4 protein-coding genes are annotated in these 18,197 nt (G+C 56.1%); 2 read left to right on the top strand and 2 right to left on the bottom strand.

Features of this window, described 5'->3' with window-relative positions; translation table 11 throughout:
• The first annotated feature begins 3 nt into the window (after positions 1–3).
• Positions 4–2,019 (top strand): ABC transporter ATP-binding protein, encoded by a 2,016-nt coding sequence (locus RMSM_RS20515; RefSeq protein WP_008700567.1) that lies wholly within the window; start codon positions 4–6, stop codon positions 2,017–2,019.
• 187 nt (positions 2,020–2,206) lie between these two features.
• Here the strand turns inward: RMSM_RS20515 and RMSM_RS20510 are convergent, their stop codons facing one another.
• Together RMSM_RS20510 and RMSM_RS20500 are read right to left on the bottom strand one after the other, a co-directional pair.
• Positions 2,207–3,811, bottom strand: coding sequence for a glycine--tRNA ligase (locus RMSM_RS20510; RefSeq protein WP_040768566.1), 1,605 nt, complete (start codon positions 3,809–3,811; stop codon positions 2,207–2,209).
• A gap of 631 nt (positions 3,812–4,442) precedes the next feature.
• On the bottom strand, positions 4,443–5,216 hold the full coding sequence (locus tag RMSM_RS20500) for a tetratricopeptide repeat protein (RefSeq protein ID WP_144057812.1): 774 nt from the start codon (positions 5,214–5,216) through the stop codon (positions 4,443–4,445).
• A gap of 516 nt (positions 5,217–5,732) precedes the next feature.
• Here RMSM_RS20500 and RMSM_RS20495 point away from each other — a divergent pair.
• A partial coding sequence (locus tag RMSM_RS20495; RefSeq protein ID WP_040768554.1) for a pre-peptidase C-terminal domain-containing protein occupies positions 5,733–18,197 on the top strand: 12,465 nt, incomplete at its 3' end.

Genomic DNA, 18,197 nt, shown 5'->3' with positions numbered 1-18,197 from the left:
GGCATGAAAAATCTATTCCGAGCGGTGCGTCTGGTCGCCCAATATCGTTGGTCGGTTGTGATGGCCACGCTTTGCTCGCTCTTGATCGCGTTGACGTGGGGAAGCAATCTCGCCGCTGTCTATCCGTTTGTCGAAGTGATCTTTGATGGGCAAACGGTTTCCTCTTGGTCAGCCCAACAAACCGAGCAACTGAAAACCGAGCTGGCTGAATTAGGGGATCCAGCCGAATCAGAAGGACCGGCGGCTGCCGATGCGGAATTAGCGCCGCAGTCCAACGTCGCGTTGACCGACCCAGCCCAGTTAGAAACGGCGGCACGTCGTGAAGCCATTTCGCAGCGTCTACGACTGCACGAAGCGGCCCAGCCATGGATTGATGCCTACGCCCCGACGACTCCGTTTGGAACTTTAGCAGCCGTCGTGGCATTTGTCATTTCAATGACCGTGGTGCGGTGTGTGCTGCTAGGCATGAACATGGTCTTGGTGACGCGAGTCTCACAAGGCGTGGTATTCCGACTGCAAAACGAATTGTTTCGCTCGTTGCTTTCCAGCGATTTGGCCGAACTGAACCGCCATGGCACCGGAGCGTTGGCGAGCCGTGTGAATTACGAAACCACTCACATCGGCAGCACCGTACAAACATTGATCGGCCGCATGCTTCGCGAACCGCTGAAATTGGCGACCTGTGTCGCGGGCGCCGCGATGGTCAATTGGCGGCTACTGATCGTGTCATTACTGGTCTGTCCTGCAGCCATGTTCGTTTTGATGCGAATCAATCAATCGATCAAACAAACCACGCTGCGAGCGATGGAAGGATCGGCCGGGCTGATGAACCAATTGGTTCAATCGCTGACCTATGTCAAAGCGATCAAATCGCACAACACCGAGGCTCCGGAACGTCGGGCCGTACGTGAAACGGCAGCGAAACTGTACCAGCAACAAGTCCGCATCACTTGGTACGACGCACTATTGCGTGGCAACAACGAAGTGCTCGGCACCGGCGTCGTCTGTCTGTCGCTGCTTGCCGGCGGTTACCTCGTGCTCGGCGAGCAAACTCATATTTTTGGCATCCGCATGTCGGGCAGCCAGATGACGTTCAGCACGTTGGTGCTGTTCTATGGTTTGCTGCTCGGAGCAACCGACCCGCTGCGAAAACTTGGCGGGGTGCACATGAACATTCGGCTCGGTGCCCTTGCGGCAGATCGCTTGTACGCCCACCTCGATTGCCCACGAAAAATCGAAGAACCCAAAAACCCTCGTGCTCTTCCCGCCGGTCCGGTCGACCTCAGCTTTCAGAAGGTTAGCTTTGGCTATCGCAGTGATCAAACTGTGTTGGATGAGATCAGCGTCGACATCCAGGCGGGCGAACACATCGCAATTGTCGGTGCCAACGGATCAGGCAAAAGCACGATGATGGACCTGCTGCCGCGCTTTTATGACCCACGCGATGGCGAAGTCCTGCTGGATGGCGTTTCGCTAAAAGAATACTCGGTTCGTGATCTTCGCCGCTATGTGACCGTGGTCAGCCAGCAAGCGGCATTGTTTGATGACACCATCGCGAAAAACATTGCGTACGGCTGCGGCAGCGTCGATCCCGAACGTATTCGCCAAGCCGCAGAACAATCACACGCTTTGGAATTTATCGAAGCGTTGCCTAACGGTTTTGACACCACCATCGGCGAACATGGCAACCAACTCTCCGGCGGCCAACGGCAACGATTGACGCTGGCTCGCGCGATCCTGCGTGATTCACCACTGATCGTACTGGATGAAGCGACTAGCCAAATCGACCCTGAAAGCGAGCGACTGATCCACGAAGCACTGGAGACGTTCCTGCAAGGCCGCACGGCGCTGATGATCACTCACCGTCTATCCACACTAACGTTGGCCGACCGCATCATTGTGATGGAACAAGGCAAGATCACGGCAACGGGGACTCACGACGAACTGATCCATGCATCCGAGGCTTATCGGACGCTGCATCAGAAGCAAGAGGTTGGCATCAAGTCGATTGCGGCTTGATGCACACATCCGTGAGGCGTCCATTCGGGAGCCTCACGAACGACTGCAATCGAAAAAACAGCAACTCGGCGAGCGGCTCAATTGCCTGGCGCAATCGCTTCGCTGGCCTAATCACCCTACTGGCCTAATCACCCTGCGGGCCTAGTCACCCTGCTGGCCCGATCGCGCTGCGGGCACCATTACTCGATTAGCCATTGATACGCGTTCGCAGATCGGCCACCACGTCATCGATCTTGACGCGAGTTTGCTCGAGTGTATCGCGATCACGAATCGTGACCGTTCGATCGGTCAACGTGTCGGTATCGACGGTGATGCAGTACGGAGTCCCCGCTTCGTCTTGACGACGATAGCGTCGACCGACGGCTCCCTTTTCGTCGTAGAACACGTTCATGTGCCGCTTCAGCTCACCATAAATCTCGTGAGCCACTTCGGGCATGCCGTCCTTTTTGACCAACGGAAAGACAGCTGCTTTGATCGGAGCCAAACGAGGATGCAGCTTCATGACCGTGCGAGTTTGCATCTTGCCTTTCTCGTCCGGAGCTTCGTCTTCGGTATAAGCTTCGCAAAGGAACGCCAACGCGCCACGGTCAGCCCCGGCCGAAGGCTCGACCACGTGCGGTACAAATTTTTCGTTTGTCGCTTCGTCACGATAACTTAGATCGCGACCGCTACCGCGATACTTAGGTTTGCCATCCTCACCTAATTCGACTTGCATCGGACGCGTCGACGGATCGAGCTTGCCTTCCATGTGGCTACGGAGATCGAAGTCGCCGCGGTGGGCGATCCCTTCCAATTCGCCATATTCGCCTTCGGGCAAGAACGGAAAGGCGTATTCGATATCAGCCGTGCCGACGCTGTAATGTGCCAATTCTTCCTGGTGATGCTCGCGCATGATCAGCGACTCGTCCGACAGCCCCAGTTCCTTGTACCACGCCAAGCGGCGGTCACGCCAATAGCGGTACCACTGTTGGGACTGGTCTGGGTGACAGAAGAACTCGATCTCCATCTGCTCGAATTCTCGCGAGCGGAAGGTAAAGTTACGCGGCGTGATCTCATTGCGAAAACTCTTGCCGACCTGGCCGATCCCGAACGGCAATCCGACACGACTACTGTCGAGCACGTTTTTGAAATTGACGAAAATCCCTTGCGCGGTCTCTGGACGCAGAAACGTGGTGTCGTCTTCGCCGCCCAGCGCTCCGAGCGTCGTTTTGAACATCAAATTGAATTCGCGAGGCTCGGTGAGTGTGTCCAAGCTCTTCGCATCGGGCGCCAGCACGTTCTCGGTGGAATCGAGCTTGTCGAGCGTCAGCGATTCATCGCCCACGGTGATCTTGTCGGCGTCTTTGTTGCGAAGTCTGAAAAACTTCATGCCGCGGCGGCGGACTTCCTCGAGCTCCTGCTCGGCTTCGGCCATCGTGGTGACGAAGACCTTTTTGTCTTGGTACTCGACCCAGCGGCCACGAATTTGATCAAACCGATACCGTTTTTTCGACTCGCGGCAATCGACCATGTGATCATGGAACAGATCGTAATGACCACTGCACTTCCAAACTTGGGGATGCATGATGATCGTGCTGTCGAGTCCCACCATTTCGAAGGGGGTCGGTGCCGATTCGGGCTTCACCAACTCGTTGTGGCCGCTGATCATGTCGTGCCACCAAGCGTCCTTGAGATTTCGCTTTAGCTCGACACCAAGTGGACCGTAATCCCAAAATCCTTGGATACCACCATAAATCTCGCTGGATTGAAACAAGTAGCCACGTCGCTTGCACAACGACACGATTTTTTCCATCGACTTCATGATGCGTTTACAGGTGAAAGAGGAACGGGATCCGATTGAAACGAATCGCCAATCGTATGCCTTTTTCCTCGTTTCGACGAGAGTGGACAAAGCGAGCGGGGCACGGTTTGCCAAATCTCAGCGTGATCACCCCAAAGGAGCGGTCTGGCGGTGGCAACCGAGGCTGAGAAGGGTTGAGACAGTGGAACCGAAGCCTCAGCTAATTCAGCGGATCAAAATGAGACCGATTCCCACGGGTCTTGCTGATTCCCATTGGCCTCCCAGGTTCCAAAACCCCCACAAACACCCCCAAACAAAGTCCGGGCTTGCCGCCGAATACCGTCTACGTCGTTGGCGGCACATGGTGAGCCGCTGGGTTGCAGCGAACAAAACGTTCGAAATTTACCGGGCGGCTCGCGTCCAATGCCATCTACTTTGGCAACCACTGGAGATTCTCAAGTAGTGGGATTCGCCAGAATTCCCATCGTTGCTGTTGAAACACCAGGAACTCTGGCGAGTCCCACTACGAAAGTAGATGGCATTGAGGCCCCGCCCCGCTCCGCTCCGCTTTAAAATCAATCGGATGAGGCGAAATGTAAGCAGCTAGGAACCGGCGGTACCGGAAAACAGAGCGATCGATCCCCTAGCGGCGGATGAACCCGCTGTCATATCCGACCGGCGAGGCGATTTGGGTGCCGCCGCCCTGGGTCGAGGGGATTGGTACCGCGTTCAAATGCTGGCTTAGCGCGGCAATTCGTTCGGCAGCGGCCGTTTGCATGTTATTGATTGCCAAGCTTCGTTGATAATTCTGCAGTGCCTGCTGCAAATCCCCCGATTTTTCACGCAACCGACCGAGTGCCAGCCATGCGCGAGCGTTGTTGGCATCCAATTGCACTGAATCTTCGAGGTATTTTAGTGCGGTTTGCGGTTCGCCGTATTCTTCGTACAGACGAGCCAATTCGATTCGCGGCTCGGCATACGTGGGATTCTGGGCGGCCCAGTTCTTTAGGAGTGCAAAAGCTCGATCCGCACGCCCGGTGTCGACCAACAACACTCCTAGACCACGGTGGCAATCCACGTGGTTCGGGTCGTGATCGAGACATTGGTTGTAGAGCGCTTCAGCTTGCTGGATCAATTCGCTCTCACCGCGTTGGTTCCCCAACCGATGGGTGGTGGCTGCCAAATTGTAGTAACCATCGGCATTATTTGGGTCAGTTTCGATCACCTGTTGGAACTGCTGCAGCGCAGCGGTGTATTGGCCTTGCTCGTAAAGCCGGGCTCCCTGTGCATTTTTTCCACTGGCCGCCCACTGGCACCCTGAACTGGCGATCAGTGAGATCGTGACCCACGATGCGAGCGAACTCCATCGGCGAAAAGTGCGTGCTGCAGAGGCGACAGGATACGTTTGTCCAGTCATGAGATAAGTCATCCTGACGTGGGGAGCGAAGCGATGTTCGGCGGCCATGCGCCGAAACCCCTCCAATGGTGTTCGATTGACGGAATTGCGGTGCGAATTATGTCGAACGTTAGCAACGCAAGGATTCACAAGGCAATAGCGGAACTTTCGGTTCTAACGAATCGTCCAACATCGCCGCGAAACGGGCGAATCGGAGGTACGGTTAAAAGCCCTCAAACCTGATCTAAACCCTGTACAGCAGGCGATTTTCGTTGCTTGACGCTAATCCACAACTAGAATTCAGAACAGGTCCTGCGTACAGACACCCCAGTTCGCCCATTTTACCCACAGCACGCATTTAGATTTTTTGTGAGTCGAACCTTGCTCTTACCCGGGCGAGAACGATCGGCTTACAGCCCCAAGTCGTGGCTCTGAATCGAACCGTGACGCACCCTGTGCCAAAAGTTGGAAAGCTTTTCGCAGATTCCCAAAACACATTTTTGCCATTGCCATTGGCACTGATTAAGAGGCTGTTTGATGACCAACCGTAAATCGAGTGTTCGAGACGGTATCGAGAAAAAAGTTCGCAACTTGTCGGATCGATTGCGCATGAAGCGTCGTCGCAAAGAGCGCCGTTTGCTCTCCGAGACGCTAGAGACGCGTCAATTACTTGCGGGACCCGAGCTGATTGGCGTGCAGAGCAACGAAGGGGATCTGTTTCGGGACTTCGAGACCCAGATCACCAATACGCTGCCGACGAGCGTGCCGGAATTGGACGTTTCGCCGCGTGAATTGGTATTCCGGTTTAACGACGACGCGGTGATTTCGCCTGAGAGTTTGCAAGGAATCACGATCACCCGCGCTGGCAGCGACGGATTTTTTGAAGCCGCCAACGCCACCACCGATTTGGGGACCAACGGTTCGGTATTAGTCGAATTCCGCTCGCAAACCACCGGAGCTGCAGGAAACGGCACTCAGATCGTATTTGCGACGAGCGACCGCGGACCGAATGGTTTGCCGGTGATCACTTCGGTCAACGCCTCGGGCGCTCAACCGGTGGTCACATTGAACCTGAACAGTGCGGCGGGTCGTCCTGCGACGGTCGCCGACTTGGTTAGCGCGGTCAACAACACAGCGTCGGTAAACCAATTTATCAGTGTTCAACAGGTCAGCGGGGCTTCGCTCACCAAAGTCGGGCTGACCGTCGACACCAGCCGCAGCTTGACTCTAACCGGGGCCAACGCGGCACAAGCGATCAGCGATTTGGACACCAACGGCGCGATCCGCGTCCGCTTGACCGCAACGCAGACCGGTTCTGCGGGGACGGGCACCGAGGTGATCGTCAAACAGCGAAACTTTGGCGGATCCGCATTGCCGTTGGTCTTGGTCAGCGGCAACACGGTCGAGCTTCAAGTCAACTCGACGCCCGGTTTCGAGACGACGGTCGATGAATTTTTGCTGGCGATCAACAGCAACGCCGAAGCATCACTGTTGGTGACCGGCTCGCTTGAATTTGGCAGCGGCTCGACATTGATCGGCAATCGCACGCCCACCTATTCGCCACTGGTGCTCAGCGGTGCTAGCGATTCGGTGATCGAACCGGGGTATGTCGGTCTAGGTGACTCGCCTCGTGAAGTGGTGTTCCGTTTTGCCGAAACGCTTCCCGACGACACCTATCGCATCGACATCAACGCCGCCGGTGCGCTCGGATTGCGAAACGAAGATGGCGAATACTTTAACGATGGCATCAGCGTAAGCGGTCAGTTCACCGTCAACGTTGGCCCTAAAGTGCTTGCCGTGGTTCCCCAACCGGTCACTCGCTCTGCTAACGGAACGCTCAACTCGGCTCCGAACGTGATTGAGGTTCACGTGGACGGAGGTGATGTGAACGTCGCATCGCTGGAACGTGAAGACCTTTACCGGCTGATCTATACACGAGACACGCTGACCAGCAGCGACGATTTCGAGATGGCTCCGACCTCGGCGGTCTACAATTCGTTGACCAAGGTCGTTCGTCTGGAATTTCCAAACGCACTCTCACGCGTTGTCGACCCGCTCGGCAATGGCAGCACGTTTATTGATGGCTCGGCGCGATTGCGAATTGGATCAAGCGAGCCGATCCGAATCACTCCCACCTCGATCCCCGTCAACACGGATCCTGCGGACAATTTCACCAACGCGTTGAACCTGAACAACACGTGGACGATCAGCAGCAATGCAAACGCAGGGATTCAATCGGCTCGTTTGACCAGCGAGATCCGCAATACCAGCAGCTACGATTTGAACCTTCCCGGCGAAGGCGTGCCGGGAACGCGTGATTTGCGCCCCGACGATCCATCGCGACTTGATCGCACGATTCCGCTGGACGTGTTTCGCCAAGGGGCGGATTCCGAAGACGGCATCGCGGTGTTCCAGTACAACTTCGTCAACAGTTGGTTGGGGGACGATCCGACCAAGGCTGGCATTGACGAGACACGTGAATATTTCAACCTGATCACCGAACAACAGAAAGCACGTGTTCGTGAAGTGTTGTCGCTGTTTAGCGAATACCTCGGCGTTCAGTTTGTCGAAACCAACGGCGGTTTGACCGACACATCATCCTTCTCGATCGCGGTTGGCGAACTGTACGGTGCTGACCCGCGTGTCAACAGTGCAACCGCAATCCGCAATGCCGATGGCTCGGTACAAACGACCGGCCCCGAAGCGGTCGTGGTGGCAACCCGTGACCGCAACGTCGACGGCATCGACGATCTTGTCGTATTGGATTTCCAAGATTTTGACCAATCCACTGACGATCAACTTGGCGGCGAATTCTTTCGCGGTGCGTTCCTTGCCGTTGGACAATTGCTCGGCTATGGCTATGCCGACCACTTGGCTCAACCGGTAACGCAAAGCACCGCGTCTGTGTTGAATCCAGGCACCGACAACGAACCTGCCTTCCCGAGCGTGGCCGACATTGTCAACGGACAATTTTTGTACCGTCCGGAAAGCAACGATATTGATGTCTATCAATTCACGTTGAATCAGGCTGGCAGCGTCAGCATCGAAACGATCGCCGAACGATTGCCCGACGCCAGTTTGCTGAACACCGCGTTGCGTTTATACAAACGCGACAGCGTCACCGGCAAATTCACCGAGGTCGCTGCGAACGATGATTACTTCAGCAACGATTCGCTGATCGAATTGGAATTGGAAAAAGGCACCTACGCGATCGGTGTCAGTGCATCGGGCAATACGACCTATGATCCAGCGACCCCGGGCAGCGGATTTGGCGGCAAGAGCGAAGGCGCGTACGAGTTATCGCTATCGTTCCGGGCCAAAGCTGCGGACGGGATTACGGACAACTCTGGAAATGCGCTCGATGGTGATTTGGATGGCAACGCAGGGGGGCTGTTCAATTTCTGGTTTGTGCCTAACGATCCGAACACGACGCTGTTTGTCGACAAAGCGGCGACCAATCCCGATTTGATCCGCTCGACTCCGAATCCTTATTTGAACCTCGACGACGCGTTGGCAGCGGCGCTGCCGGGCGACACGATTCGCGTCATCGGTAACGGGGGTGTCGACGGTGACGTCAGCACGCTGGATGACAACTTTGCCTACGAGGTTGGAAAAGACAATCGCGGAATTTCGCTTTCGGATGGCGAATCGATTGTCGTCCCTCAAGGTGTCAACCTTGTGATCGACGCCGGTGCCGTCTTCAAGATGCGACGCAGCCAAGTGTCGGTCGGCAGCACGGCGCCGCTAGTCGACCAAAGCGAATCCTCGCTACAAATTTTAGGCACGCCGACCTTGATCGGTTCCAACGGCCGGATCATCACCGACGCCAATGGAGTTGCGATCCCCGGCAGTGTGGTCTTTACCAGTTTCAATGACGACTTGGATCCAACCTCGCCCGACAGCGCGTCTAAGGGTGATTGGGGAGGAATCGATTTCCGCGGCGACATCGACTCGGCCGACGAATCCCGTGTATTCCTCGAAGACGAAGGCATTTTCCTCAACCATATCCAGTACGCCGACCTGCGTTACGGTGGCGGACAAGTTTCACTCAATGGTCGCCAAACGGTGATCAGCCCGATCGACATGGCGGTAACGCGTCCGACGATCATCAACAGCAGCATCAGTGTATCGGCCGACGCCGCGATGGCAGCGACTCCCGACACGTTTGCCGAGTCACGTTTCATGACTTCCTCGGCAAGCGGGACTGTATTTACACCGGACTACGAACGAGTCGGACCGCACATTCGCGGCAACACACTGGATAGCAACACCATCAATGGTTTGTTCGTTCGTGTGGCCACACGAACAGGCGGCGAATTGCAACCGTTGACTGTGGGTGCACGGCTTGACGACACCGATATCGTTCACGTATTGACCGAAAATCTGCAAATCTCCGGTTCGGCGGGTGGTTTGGTCCAAACCGTTGACGCCCCCGTCAGCCTGCTGATCCGTGCTTCGTCCACCGATGCCGTGGGCGAACCGCTCGAAGGCAATATGGTTGCGGGGACGTATCGCTATCGCATGACGTTCACGACAGCGAGCGGTGTTGAGAGTGATGCAAGCCAACCGACGGCGGCATTCACGTTGGACAACGACGGTGCGCTACAATTGACCGGTTTACCGACCGTACCTGGTTCGTCGAATTTCACCTCACGGCGTCTCTATCGTGCGACCGTCCAAGCCGATGGCAGCGACGGTCCGTACCTGTTGGTCGCCAACTTGAACGCGAGTAATACCTCGTATGTTGATACCGCATTGGCCGGCAGCACAGCGTTATCGGCAACCACCGGCCAACGCACAGCACGTCTCGATGCGGGATTAACAGTCGATCCGGGCACGATCATCAAACTCGACGGAGCACGTATCGACGTTACCTTCGGCGCTCATTTCTACGCCGAGGGCACCACCGAACGCCCCGTCATCATGACCAGTTTGGCCGACAACCGATATGGTGCTGGCGGAACGTTTGATACCAACAGCACGAACACTACCGACTCGCTCTCGCACGGTGATTGGGCGGGGCTTTACGTTGGCTTCGGCGGTGCAGCATCGATTGATCACGCCGTCATCGCAGGCGCTGGCGGTATTTCTCGTATTCCTGGTGGATTTGCGAGTTTCAATGCCATCGAAGTTCACCAAGCCGACCTTCGCTTGGCGAATAGCCGCTTTGAAATGAACGACGATGGCCGTGAAGTTGTCAGCGCCGATGATCCTGACCGGGGTGGCCGCAGCGACAATGCGAGCGGCACCATTTTCGTTCGCGCTTCACAACCGATCATCACCAACAATACCTTCATTGGTGGCTATGGCCCCGTTGGCACATTCGATGTCAATAGCTTCTCGTTCAACGAAGTCACCGATCCCGGCCGTAGCACCGGGCCGATTGACATGGTTTCCTCGACCGGTAATAGCGGCCCGTTAATCCAAGGCAACCGTTTGGCACAGGACGAAGACCTTGCCGACACCGTCGACCGTTTCGGTCTGAACGGTATCGAAGTCCGCGGTGGCGCCGTATCGACCGAAGTCGTGCTGGACGACGTCGACATTGTACACATCGTTCGCGACACGATTGAAATCCCGAACCAACACATCTACGGCGGCATGCGTCTAGAAAGTGATGCACGCGGCAGTCTTGTTGTAAAATTTGAAGGAGCAACCGCCGGCATCGTCGCGGGCGGCAACCTGCAAACGTCCGAAGATCAGTTCCAAGACATTGCCGATCGGATCGGCGGCAGTCTGCAAGTGGTCGGCCATCCCGATTTCCCCGTTGTGTTGACCGCCTTGGTCGATGATACGATCGGTGCTGGTTTCCGACCCGATGGCACCCCTTCGGTGGACACCGATGCCAATGGAATCCGCCAATCGATCTTGACTTCGGAAACCACATCCACCGCAACCCCAGCGGGGCTTCCGGTTGGTCCTGAGTACGACCGCACCGACCGCGAAGTCGACAATGGAACGCTTATCGACAACGATATCGACCCGAACGTGATCGGATTCTTCGAAGCGACCGTTGCCGATGGCAATGAGGTCACGAACATCACGGTCACCGGAATCGATCAAGCCACCGCAACGCGATTGCAACAGCAAAACTACGGCTTCCTCGAAACCACCGTGGTGGACATTGACTATCTGCCAGGTTCGGGCACTCCCTTAATCGACACGACGTTCCGATTGAGCCAAACAACGATCACACGTCCTGCAACGCTGATTTCGCCTGACACGGTGATCAGCGAAGGAACGTTCAACATGCTCAATGCCAGCGCGGCCGATCCGCGACCGGTGAACTGGCTTGCGACGACGTTCTTCTTGGACAATCGTGCCGTGATGTACACAACGGTCGAGTTCTTCACGCCGGACAATCGTGATTTCGGTGATGGCAATATCGAAGACATTCAAGTCATCAGCTATCTCGACGCCGACGTCGGCAACGGAACCTCTGATACGCTGTACAGTGTTGGCGTGCCAGGCGAACAAGATTTCCGAGCGATGACGATCAACGGACAAAACCGAGTCGGTTTCAGCCACGGCGGTATCTACGTCAACGACGGAACAAACCAGTTCAACGCCACCTATGATGGCTGGATGGCCGACGATGCGGCACGTTTGTTGACCGCTGTGGACACTGAAAACACCAACTTCACCGTCATCGGTGATATCGATCAAGCGTTTACCGCGCAAGCGAACGATCCGTTGTTCCCGACCGCCACCGCAGCATTCGGCATCGGTGACATTGGAACCAGTTTCGCCTGGACGCTCGACTCGAATCAGGATCGCGCCAAAGTCACCAGTTTCATTGAGTGGATTCCGAGCGATCCAGCGAACCCGTTCGAAGTCCAATTGCCGCTCAATATCGAAGGCAGCGGCGACTGGGACGGCATCACGATTCGCGAAGCGGCTGCGGACCGCAACGTTTCGATCACCAGCGAAAACGAGCCACGCAACGTCGGCGTTTCGGATACCAACCCCACGCCGGGCCAATCTCAGTTCCTCGGTGAACTGGCTCCGAACCAAAGTTCGGGTGACGAAAATCGGCGACTTGGATTCATCGTCGACGGTTCGATCAGCCAAGCCAGCGACATTGACGTCTATTCGTTCATCGGTGAAGCGGGAACGCAAATTTGGTTGGACATCGACCGCACCGACTTGCGACTCGATACAGTCATCGAACTGATCGATGCCAACGGAAACACGTTGGTGTTGTCGGACAATTCGATGGCCGAGTCGCTTGGCAACCAAAGCCGTCTGGTTGCACCGGATGGCCGTTACCCGGCAGCTGATGCGGGATCAGTGAATCTGATTTCCGCGAACGATCCAAACGTGACCACGCAAGATCACCAGGATCTATATTCGACGAACCCACGTGACGCGGGAATGCGACTGATTCTGCCGGGCGAAGCAGGACAGCGGAACCTATACCATGTGCGAATTCGCAGCAGTAGCGTCGAATCAGGTTCGAATCAATCTCTAATCGTGTCGGGACAAACGGCCGCCTCGGTTCCTTCGAGCCTGCGTCGCGGATTGACCTCGGGGTCATACCAATTGCAAGTTCGCCTGCAAGAAGTCGACGAACATGCGGGAACTCAGGTCCGCTTTAGTGACGTGCGTTTCGCGGTCAACGGGATCCAAGTGATCGGCGGCCCGATCCACAGCCCGCTTGCCGGAGACGAATACGAACTAGACACCGTCAACGACACGTTGAGTGCCGCCCAACGTCTCGGACTGTATTCGGTCGCCATTGACGATGAAAACTTGGTGGATGCCGCTGGCAACCCGGTTCTCGATGCCAACGGCAACCCCATCGCCGCTCGCAACAACGGCCCGCTTTCGAGCGACCGATTGTCCAAGACCATCGGCGGCGTGATCGACAGTTTGACCGACGTCGATTGGTACGAGTTCGACATTCAATACGAAAACTTGACCCGCGACAATGCCGCGATGTACTTCGCCACGGCATTTGACCTGGACTATGCCGATGGCTTGGCACGTACCGACACTGCTATCTATGTGTTCAATTCGGCAGGCGAATTGGTGCTGATCGGTACCGACAGCAACATCGCCGACGACCAACCGCTTGGCAGTGCCGATGCGGAAGATCTGTCACGAGGATCCTTCGGAACGGGCGACCCCTTCATCGGATCCGCTGAATTGTCCGAAGGCACCTACTATGTCGCTGTTTCGAACCAGCAACGAGTACCTCAACCGATGGATCAATTCTTTGATCCTAACTCGACCAACCCCTTGCTGCGACTCGAGCCAATTGATTCGGTCCAGCGAGTTGTCGAAGAACATTTCGAATTCCCTTCGACCAGCGGCACTGCGTCTTCACCTCAATTCCCAGTTCTGTTTGATAACGACTCGATCATCGACTACACGTTCGATGACGTCATGTTGTACGTCAACACCGGCACCGGATTGTTCTTGGTGAACCCTTACACCGGTGAAACCTATTCGTCGGCAACCCAAGGCAGTGGTTTCCTTGGCAACTTTGGAGACGAAGTTCGCGACGTCGCCTTCGGTAGCAACGGTGAACTGTTTGCCTACACCGGCTTCAGCAACCGCCAACCGGCCGACGACGCCTGGGCTTACTACAGCATCGATACAGCGACCGCAGCGTTGGGCACGCCGATCTCAACTGGCGGTGGCATGACCACGCATCATTTGAGCAGTCCGCCACCTGCGAACCCGACCGTGCTGAACGTCGATAGTGACGACGGTTTGGAAGTCGAAGCGATCACAATTCGCGAGTTCCTCAATGCCGAGACTGGTTTCTTGGTTGGTAATCGCCCGTTCCCACAGAACGGGTTGGCCTACACCACCAACATCCTGTATGGATTCAACGAAAACACCGGCGTAATCAACGGCGGCAACTTTAACCTGGATGTGCTTATTCCAGGTGCGGGTACCAGCCGACGCGAGATTGGACAAATCGACACGGTTGCCCCGACTGGCGCTCGACCGTTGCAACTTGGCTTTACCGCCGCCACGGTCGTCAACTCCGCTGGGATTGCGACGCAGAGCTTGTTCGACGGAGACATGTTCACGCTGACGAATCAAGTTGAAACGGTCACATTTGAATTTGACCAAGGCTTCACGCTTAGCATTGATGACACGCCTGTCACCAATCCCGATGGCACGCTTGGCAATCCACGGACGATTCCGTTTGGCGATACCGTCGTAGTGAAATTGCCGGGTCAAACCGCGCAAGTATTCGAGTTTGTTAGCGATCCAGCCGACGTCACCGGGACGAACACTCCTGTTGTGATTTCGAACAACCTCGGCCCCGAGGCATTGATCGAGCGTTTGGCTGCGACGATCCGCCAGGCAGGAATTTCAGTCTCGGCCGCCGGAAGTCAAATGTCGCTTCCGACCGCTGAAACCGTGACCCTTCAAACCGACCCGCTGACGACATCGACCAGCTTGGTATTGAGCGGAACCCCAGGGGTGGAAAGCGGAAACTTCCGTATCCCGTTGTTCCCGACCGACACCGCCGGCGTGATCGCGCAGCGGATTGTCAACGCGGTCGATCAGGCCAACACCGCAGGCGATTTGCCAAACGTCAATGCATTCATTGACGCTGGAGCCACCGACGCTCACTCGGTTCGCATCGTTGGCGGATTCATTGGCGATCCCGTCGGCAGTGCCGCAAGTCTGCCAACCGGCAATTTGACCGCAGGCGGCTTGCCCACCGGCGGCACCGTGACCGGTGTCGAATTGGTTAACAACAATCTGTATGCGATCACCAACACGGGCGGCTTGTTTGTTGTTTCCTCGGGTGAGCTCGCTTCGTCGGTCGGAAACCGCACCGTGGGAAGCTACGTCCTCTCGTCGACCGACTTGGTGGGTATCAACTTCACCGGTCTGCGTGCTGGCCCTGCCAGTGTCGAAGATGGTGAACTGCGTCAGATCTTGTTCGGCGTGACCGGCGCAGGCGACATCTATGCGTTCAACACGCGTGGTGAATTGCAACCTGTCTTCGCAGGCGGTCGCTCGATGATCTCGACCGGCATCGGCGGTGCGTTGGGATTGGATTTCAGTATCCTGGATTACAACCTGTGGCACGTCACTGAACGTCGCGATACCGATGCAGGACATGGAATCAGCAGCAATTTCAGCGACACACGCGAAGCCACGACCGGTGGAAACAGCTTGGCGTTCAACTTTGAAAACACAGCTGAATTCCAAAGCAAATACGCTCATTCACAAGAGGTTCCCAACGGAACGCGGTTGGATGGAACCAGCATCGTCAACACCTACAACATGCCAGGCGGAGCGAAGGGCGAGGTTCAAAGCAACACGTTTGATCTCTCGGGATACGCGGCAACCGATTTGCCAACGCTGTACTTCAGCTACTTCTTGGATGCCGATGATGTTGCCACGGTCGACGGTGCTCGCGATACCCTGCGTGTCTATATCGTTGACGAAAACGGTGTCGAGCATCTCGTCGCCAGCAATAGCGATTACCGTGGCACCGGCGAAAACGACGACGAATTTGATGATCCGTTGACCAACAGCATCGAGACCGGTTCGCTGTACGACGATGACATTGACGTCGAAGTCCAACAATTGTTTGACAACACCGGCAGTTGGCGTCAGGCACGCGTGCCATTGCAGCCGTTCGCCGGCCAGGCCAACCTAAGCATGCGTATCGAGTTCTCGACGGCGGGTACGACCGCAACGGGAACGCCATCGATTCGTGCGGTTGCCGGTAAAGGGTTAGTCGAAAACTCACAACTCGTCGTCAATGGCGAAGCATTCGCAATCGATTTGGCTCCGGCCGTCAGCGCTCCATCGGGACGCCAATTGGCCGCCCTGTATGGCCCCGATCCAAACGCGGTTGCTGTGATCACGGTCGATGGACAAGAATACGTTCTCGACGACGGTGTCCGCCCGGTGGGCGCGAACCAAATCCCGATCGATTTGTTGGCATCACAGCCCGTTGGAACGACACTCGAAGATCTCAGTTCGAGCCAGATTGCGACCCTGATCGCGGACACGGTCGACCTGAAACGTCTCGTGCCTTCGGGTACCGTGTTGGCGGCTCGCTACTTGGATCCTGACTACCGTGAAGAGATCCAGTACGCTGGCCAAACCTTCATCTTGAACGATGGTACTCGGCCAGTCGCAACGAACGAGGTCAGTGTCGACCTGATCGATCCATTGTCTAACGAAACCTTGGACCAACTGTCACAACTGGAGATCGCACAAGCATTGTCGCTGGCTGCCGGATTACCGCTGCCCGCATACAACGTGACCGAAGACTTTGACTTCTCGGACCCAAGCGACACTCCTGGTGTCACTGGCGAGCGCAACGACTTGTTATTCCAAGCCACGCCACTGCCTTACTCGGGCGGCAACGCCACGATCTCGGGAACCGGTCGCATCGGTACGGTCGACGCCCTGGGCACTCCGTCGAATCTAAACGATGTGGACCTTGTGCGTGCGGAAGTCACCGCAGGAACCACCATTTTCGTCGACGTTGACTTGGACACCAATCCCGCACTCGATGCGGCGGTGCGTTTCTTTGACGCCAAGGGCAACGAGCTGACCGGTTTTGTGGATCAGGCAAACGACACGGTTCAGATCACCGCCACCGAAAGCGGCTCGATCTATATCGGCATCAGCGGTATCGGCAATTCGACCTACGATCCTCGCATCGCGGGCACGACTCAGACCGGCCAAATCGATTCGTACACGGCGACGGTCAACTTCCTATCGCCGATCAGTGCACAAACCGACGGTAATTTGATCGAAGTCGATGGTGCGGCAACGATCACGTCGTCATCGCCTACTTTGTTACCGGTCAGCGGGCAAGAAGCATTGACGGGCCGACCGATCAAGATCAGCCGATTTGACACCGCTCCCGAAGTAGCCGAAGCAATCTCGCTAGCCCTGGCTGAGCGATTCAGCGACAGCGACACGTCGTTCGTCCCGACTTCCGGTGCGATGGTACGAACCGGAGCTCTGACGATCAACGACTTCGGACCGTTCGTGAACGAGCAACTTCGTTACGGCGATCAATACGCAGCCGGATTCCTAGCCGGAACCGCAGACAACAATCACGAAGGCGTGTTCATTGACGACATCATCATTGGCTTTGCCGAACGTGGTGAACTCGTGACCGATTCACGTGCCGTTGCTCAAACCGAGACCTTTGTCGAAGACGGAACCCGATTCTTTACCTCGACGCCGCGGCCGACCCAACCGACGGTCACCGGCGCGTACCAATTGGAGATTCGTGACGCCAGCGAATATGTCGATAGCGAAGCGGAGTCACAATTCCGCACATTTGACACCAACGATCGCTTGACCGATGGCTACGCACTGCGAGCGTTCTCGGGCACGGAATTAATCGACGGCTCGACGTTTACCGTGGGGACCGCGGGAGCAGAATTGGTATTCGAGTTCGATTTGATTGATGCTTCGGGCGTCAACGATGGGCTCAACTCACCCAACTCGCAAATCGCGATCGTGGTCAACGAATCGGCAACGGAAACCGAAGTCGGAGCAGCGATTATCAACGCTCTGAATGCAACCTCGGTGCGTCAAATTTTGGGCATCGACGTGACGGGTGCCAACGGCAGCGACATCGACAACCGCATCAACGTCTATGGCGATGTCACGATCACCGATGATGGTACCGCATTCGAATCGATCGACTTGTTTGATCTACGAGGCGACAGCAACCGTGACCGAAGTGACCAAGGCGTGATCATTATCGAGAACAGCCGCTTTGTGTTTAACGCGGATGCCGGTATCGAACTGAACCGTGGTGCGGAATCGCGAGTTCAAGGAGTGGACCAAGTTGACCAACTGCCTGCGGCAATCGTCTATCCTCGAAACCTAGTCGAGCTAAATACCAACGACCTGCTGCCCGGTGTGGTCGTACAAAGCAACGTGTTGGCATTCAACGCCAACGCAGGCGTGCGAATCACCGGGCTTGGCCCGAACGGTGGAACGCAAAGCAATCCGATTGCCTTTGACCGAATTCTGAACAACACG

It is taken from the genome of Rhodopirellula maiorica SM1, from assembly GCF_000346295.1.
In the GTDB taxonomy this organism is placed as follows: domain Bacteria; phylum Planctomycetota; class Planctomycetia; order Pirellulales; family Pirellulaceae; genus Novipirellula; species Novipirellula maiorica.
Note: the sequence above shows the minus strand (reverse complement) of the source record. Positions and strands in the feature narration are given on the sequence as shown.

Bases quoted from the DNA above. Each gene is read 5' to 3' on its own strand.
- RMSM_RS20500 (WP_144057812.1), bottom strand. From the start codon at position 5,216: ATGACTGGACAAACGTATCCTGTCGCCTCTGCAGCACGCACTTTTCGC.
- RMSM_RS20515 (WP_008700567.1), top strand. From the start codon at position 4: ATGAAAAATCTATTCCGAGCGGTGCGTCTGGTCGCCCAATATCGTTGG.
- RMSM_RS20510 (WP_040768566.1), bottom strand. From the start codon at position 3,811: ATGGAAAAAATCGTGTCGTTGTGCAAGCGACGTGGCTACTTGTTTCAA.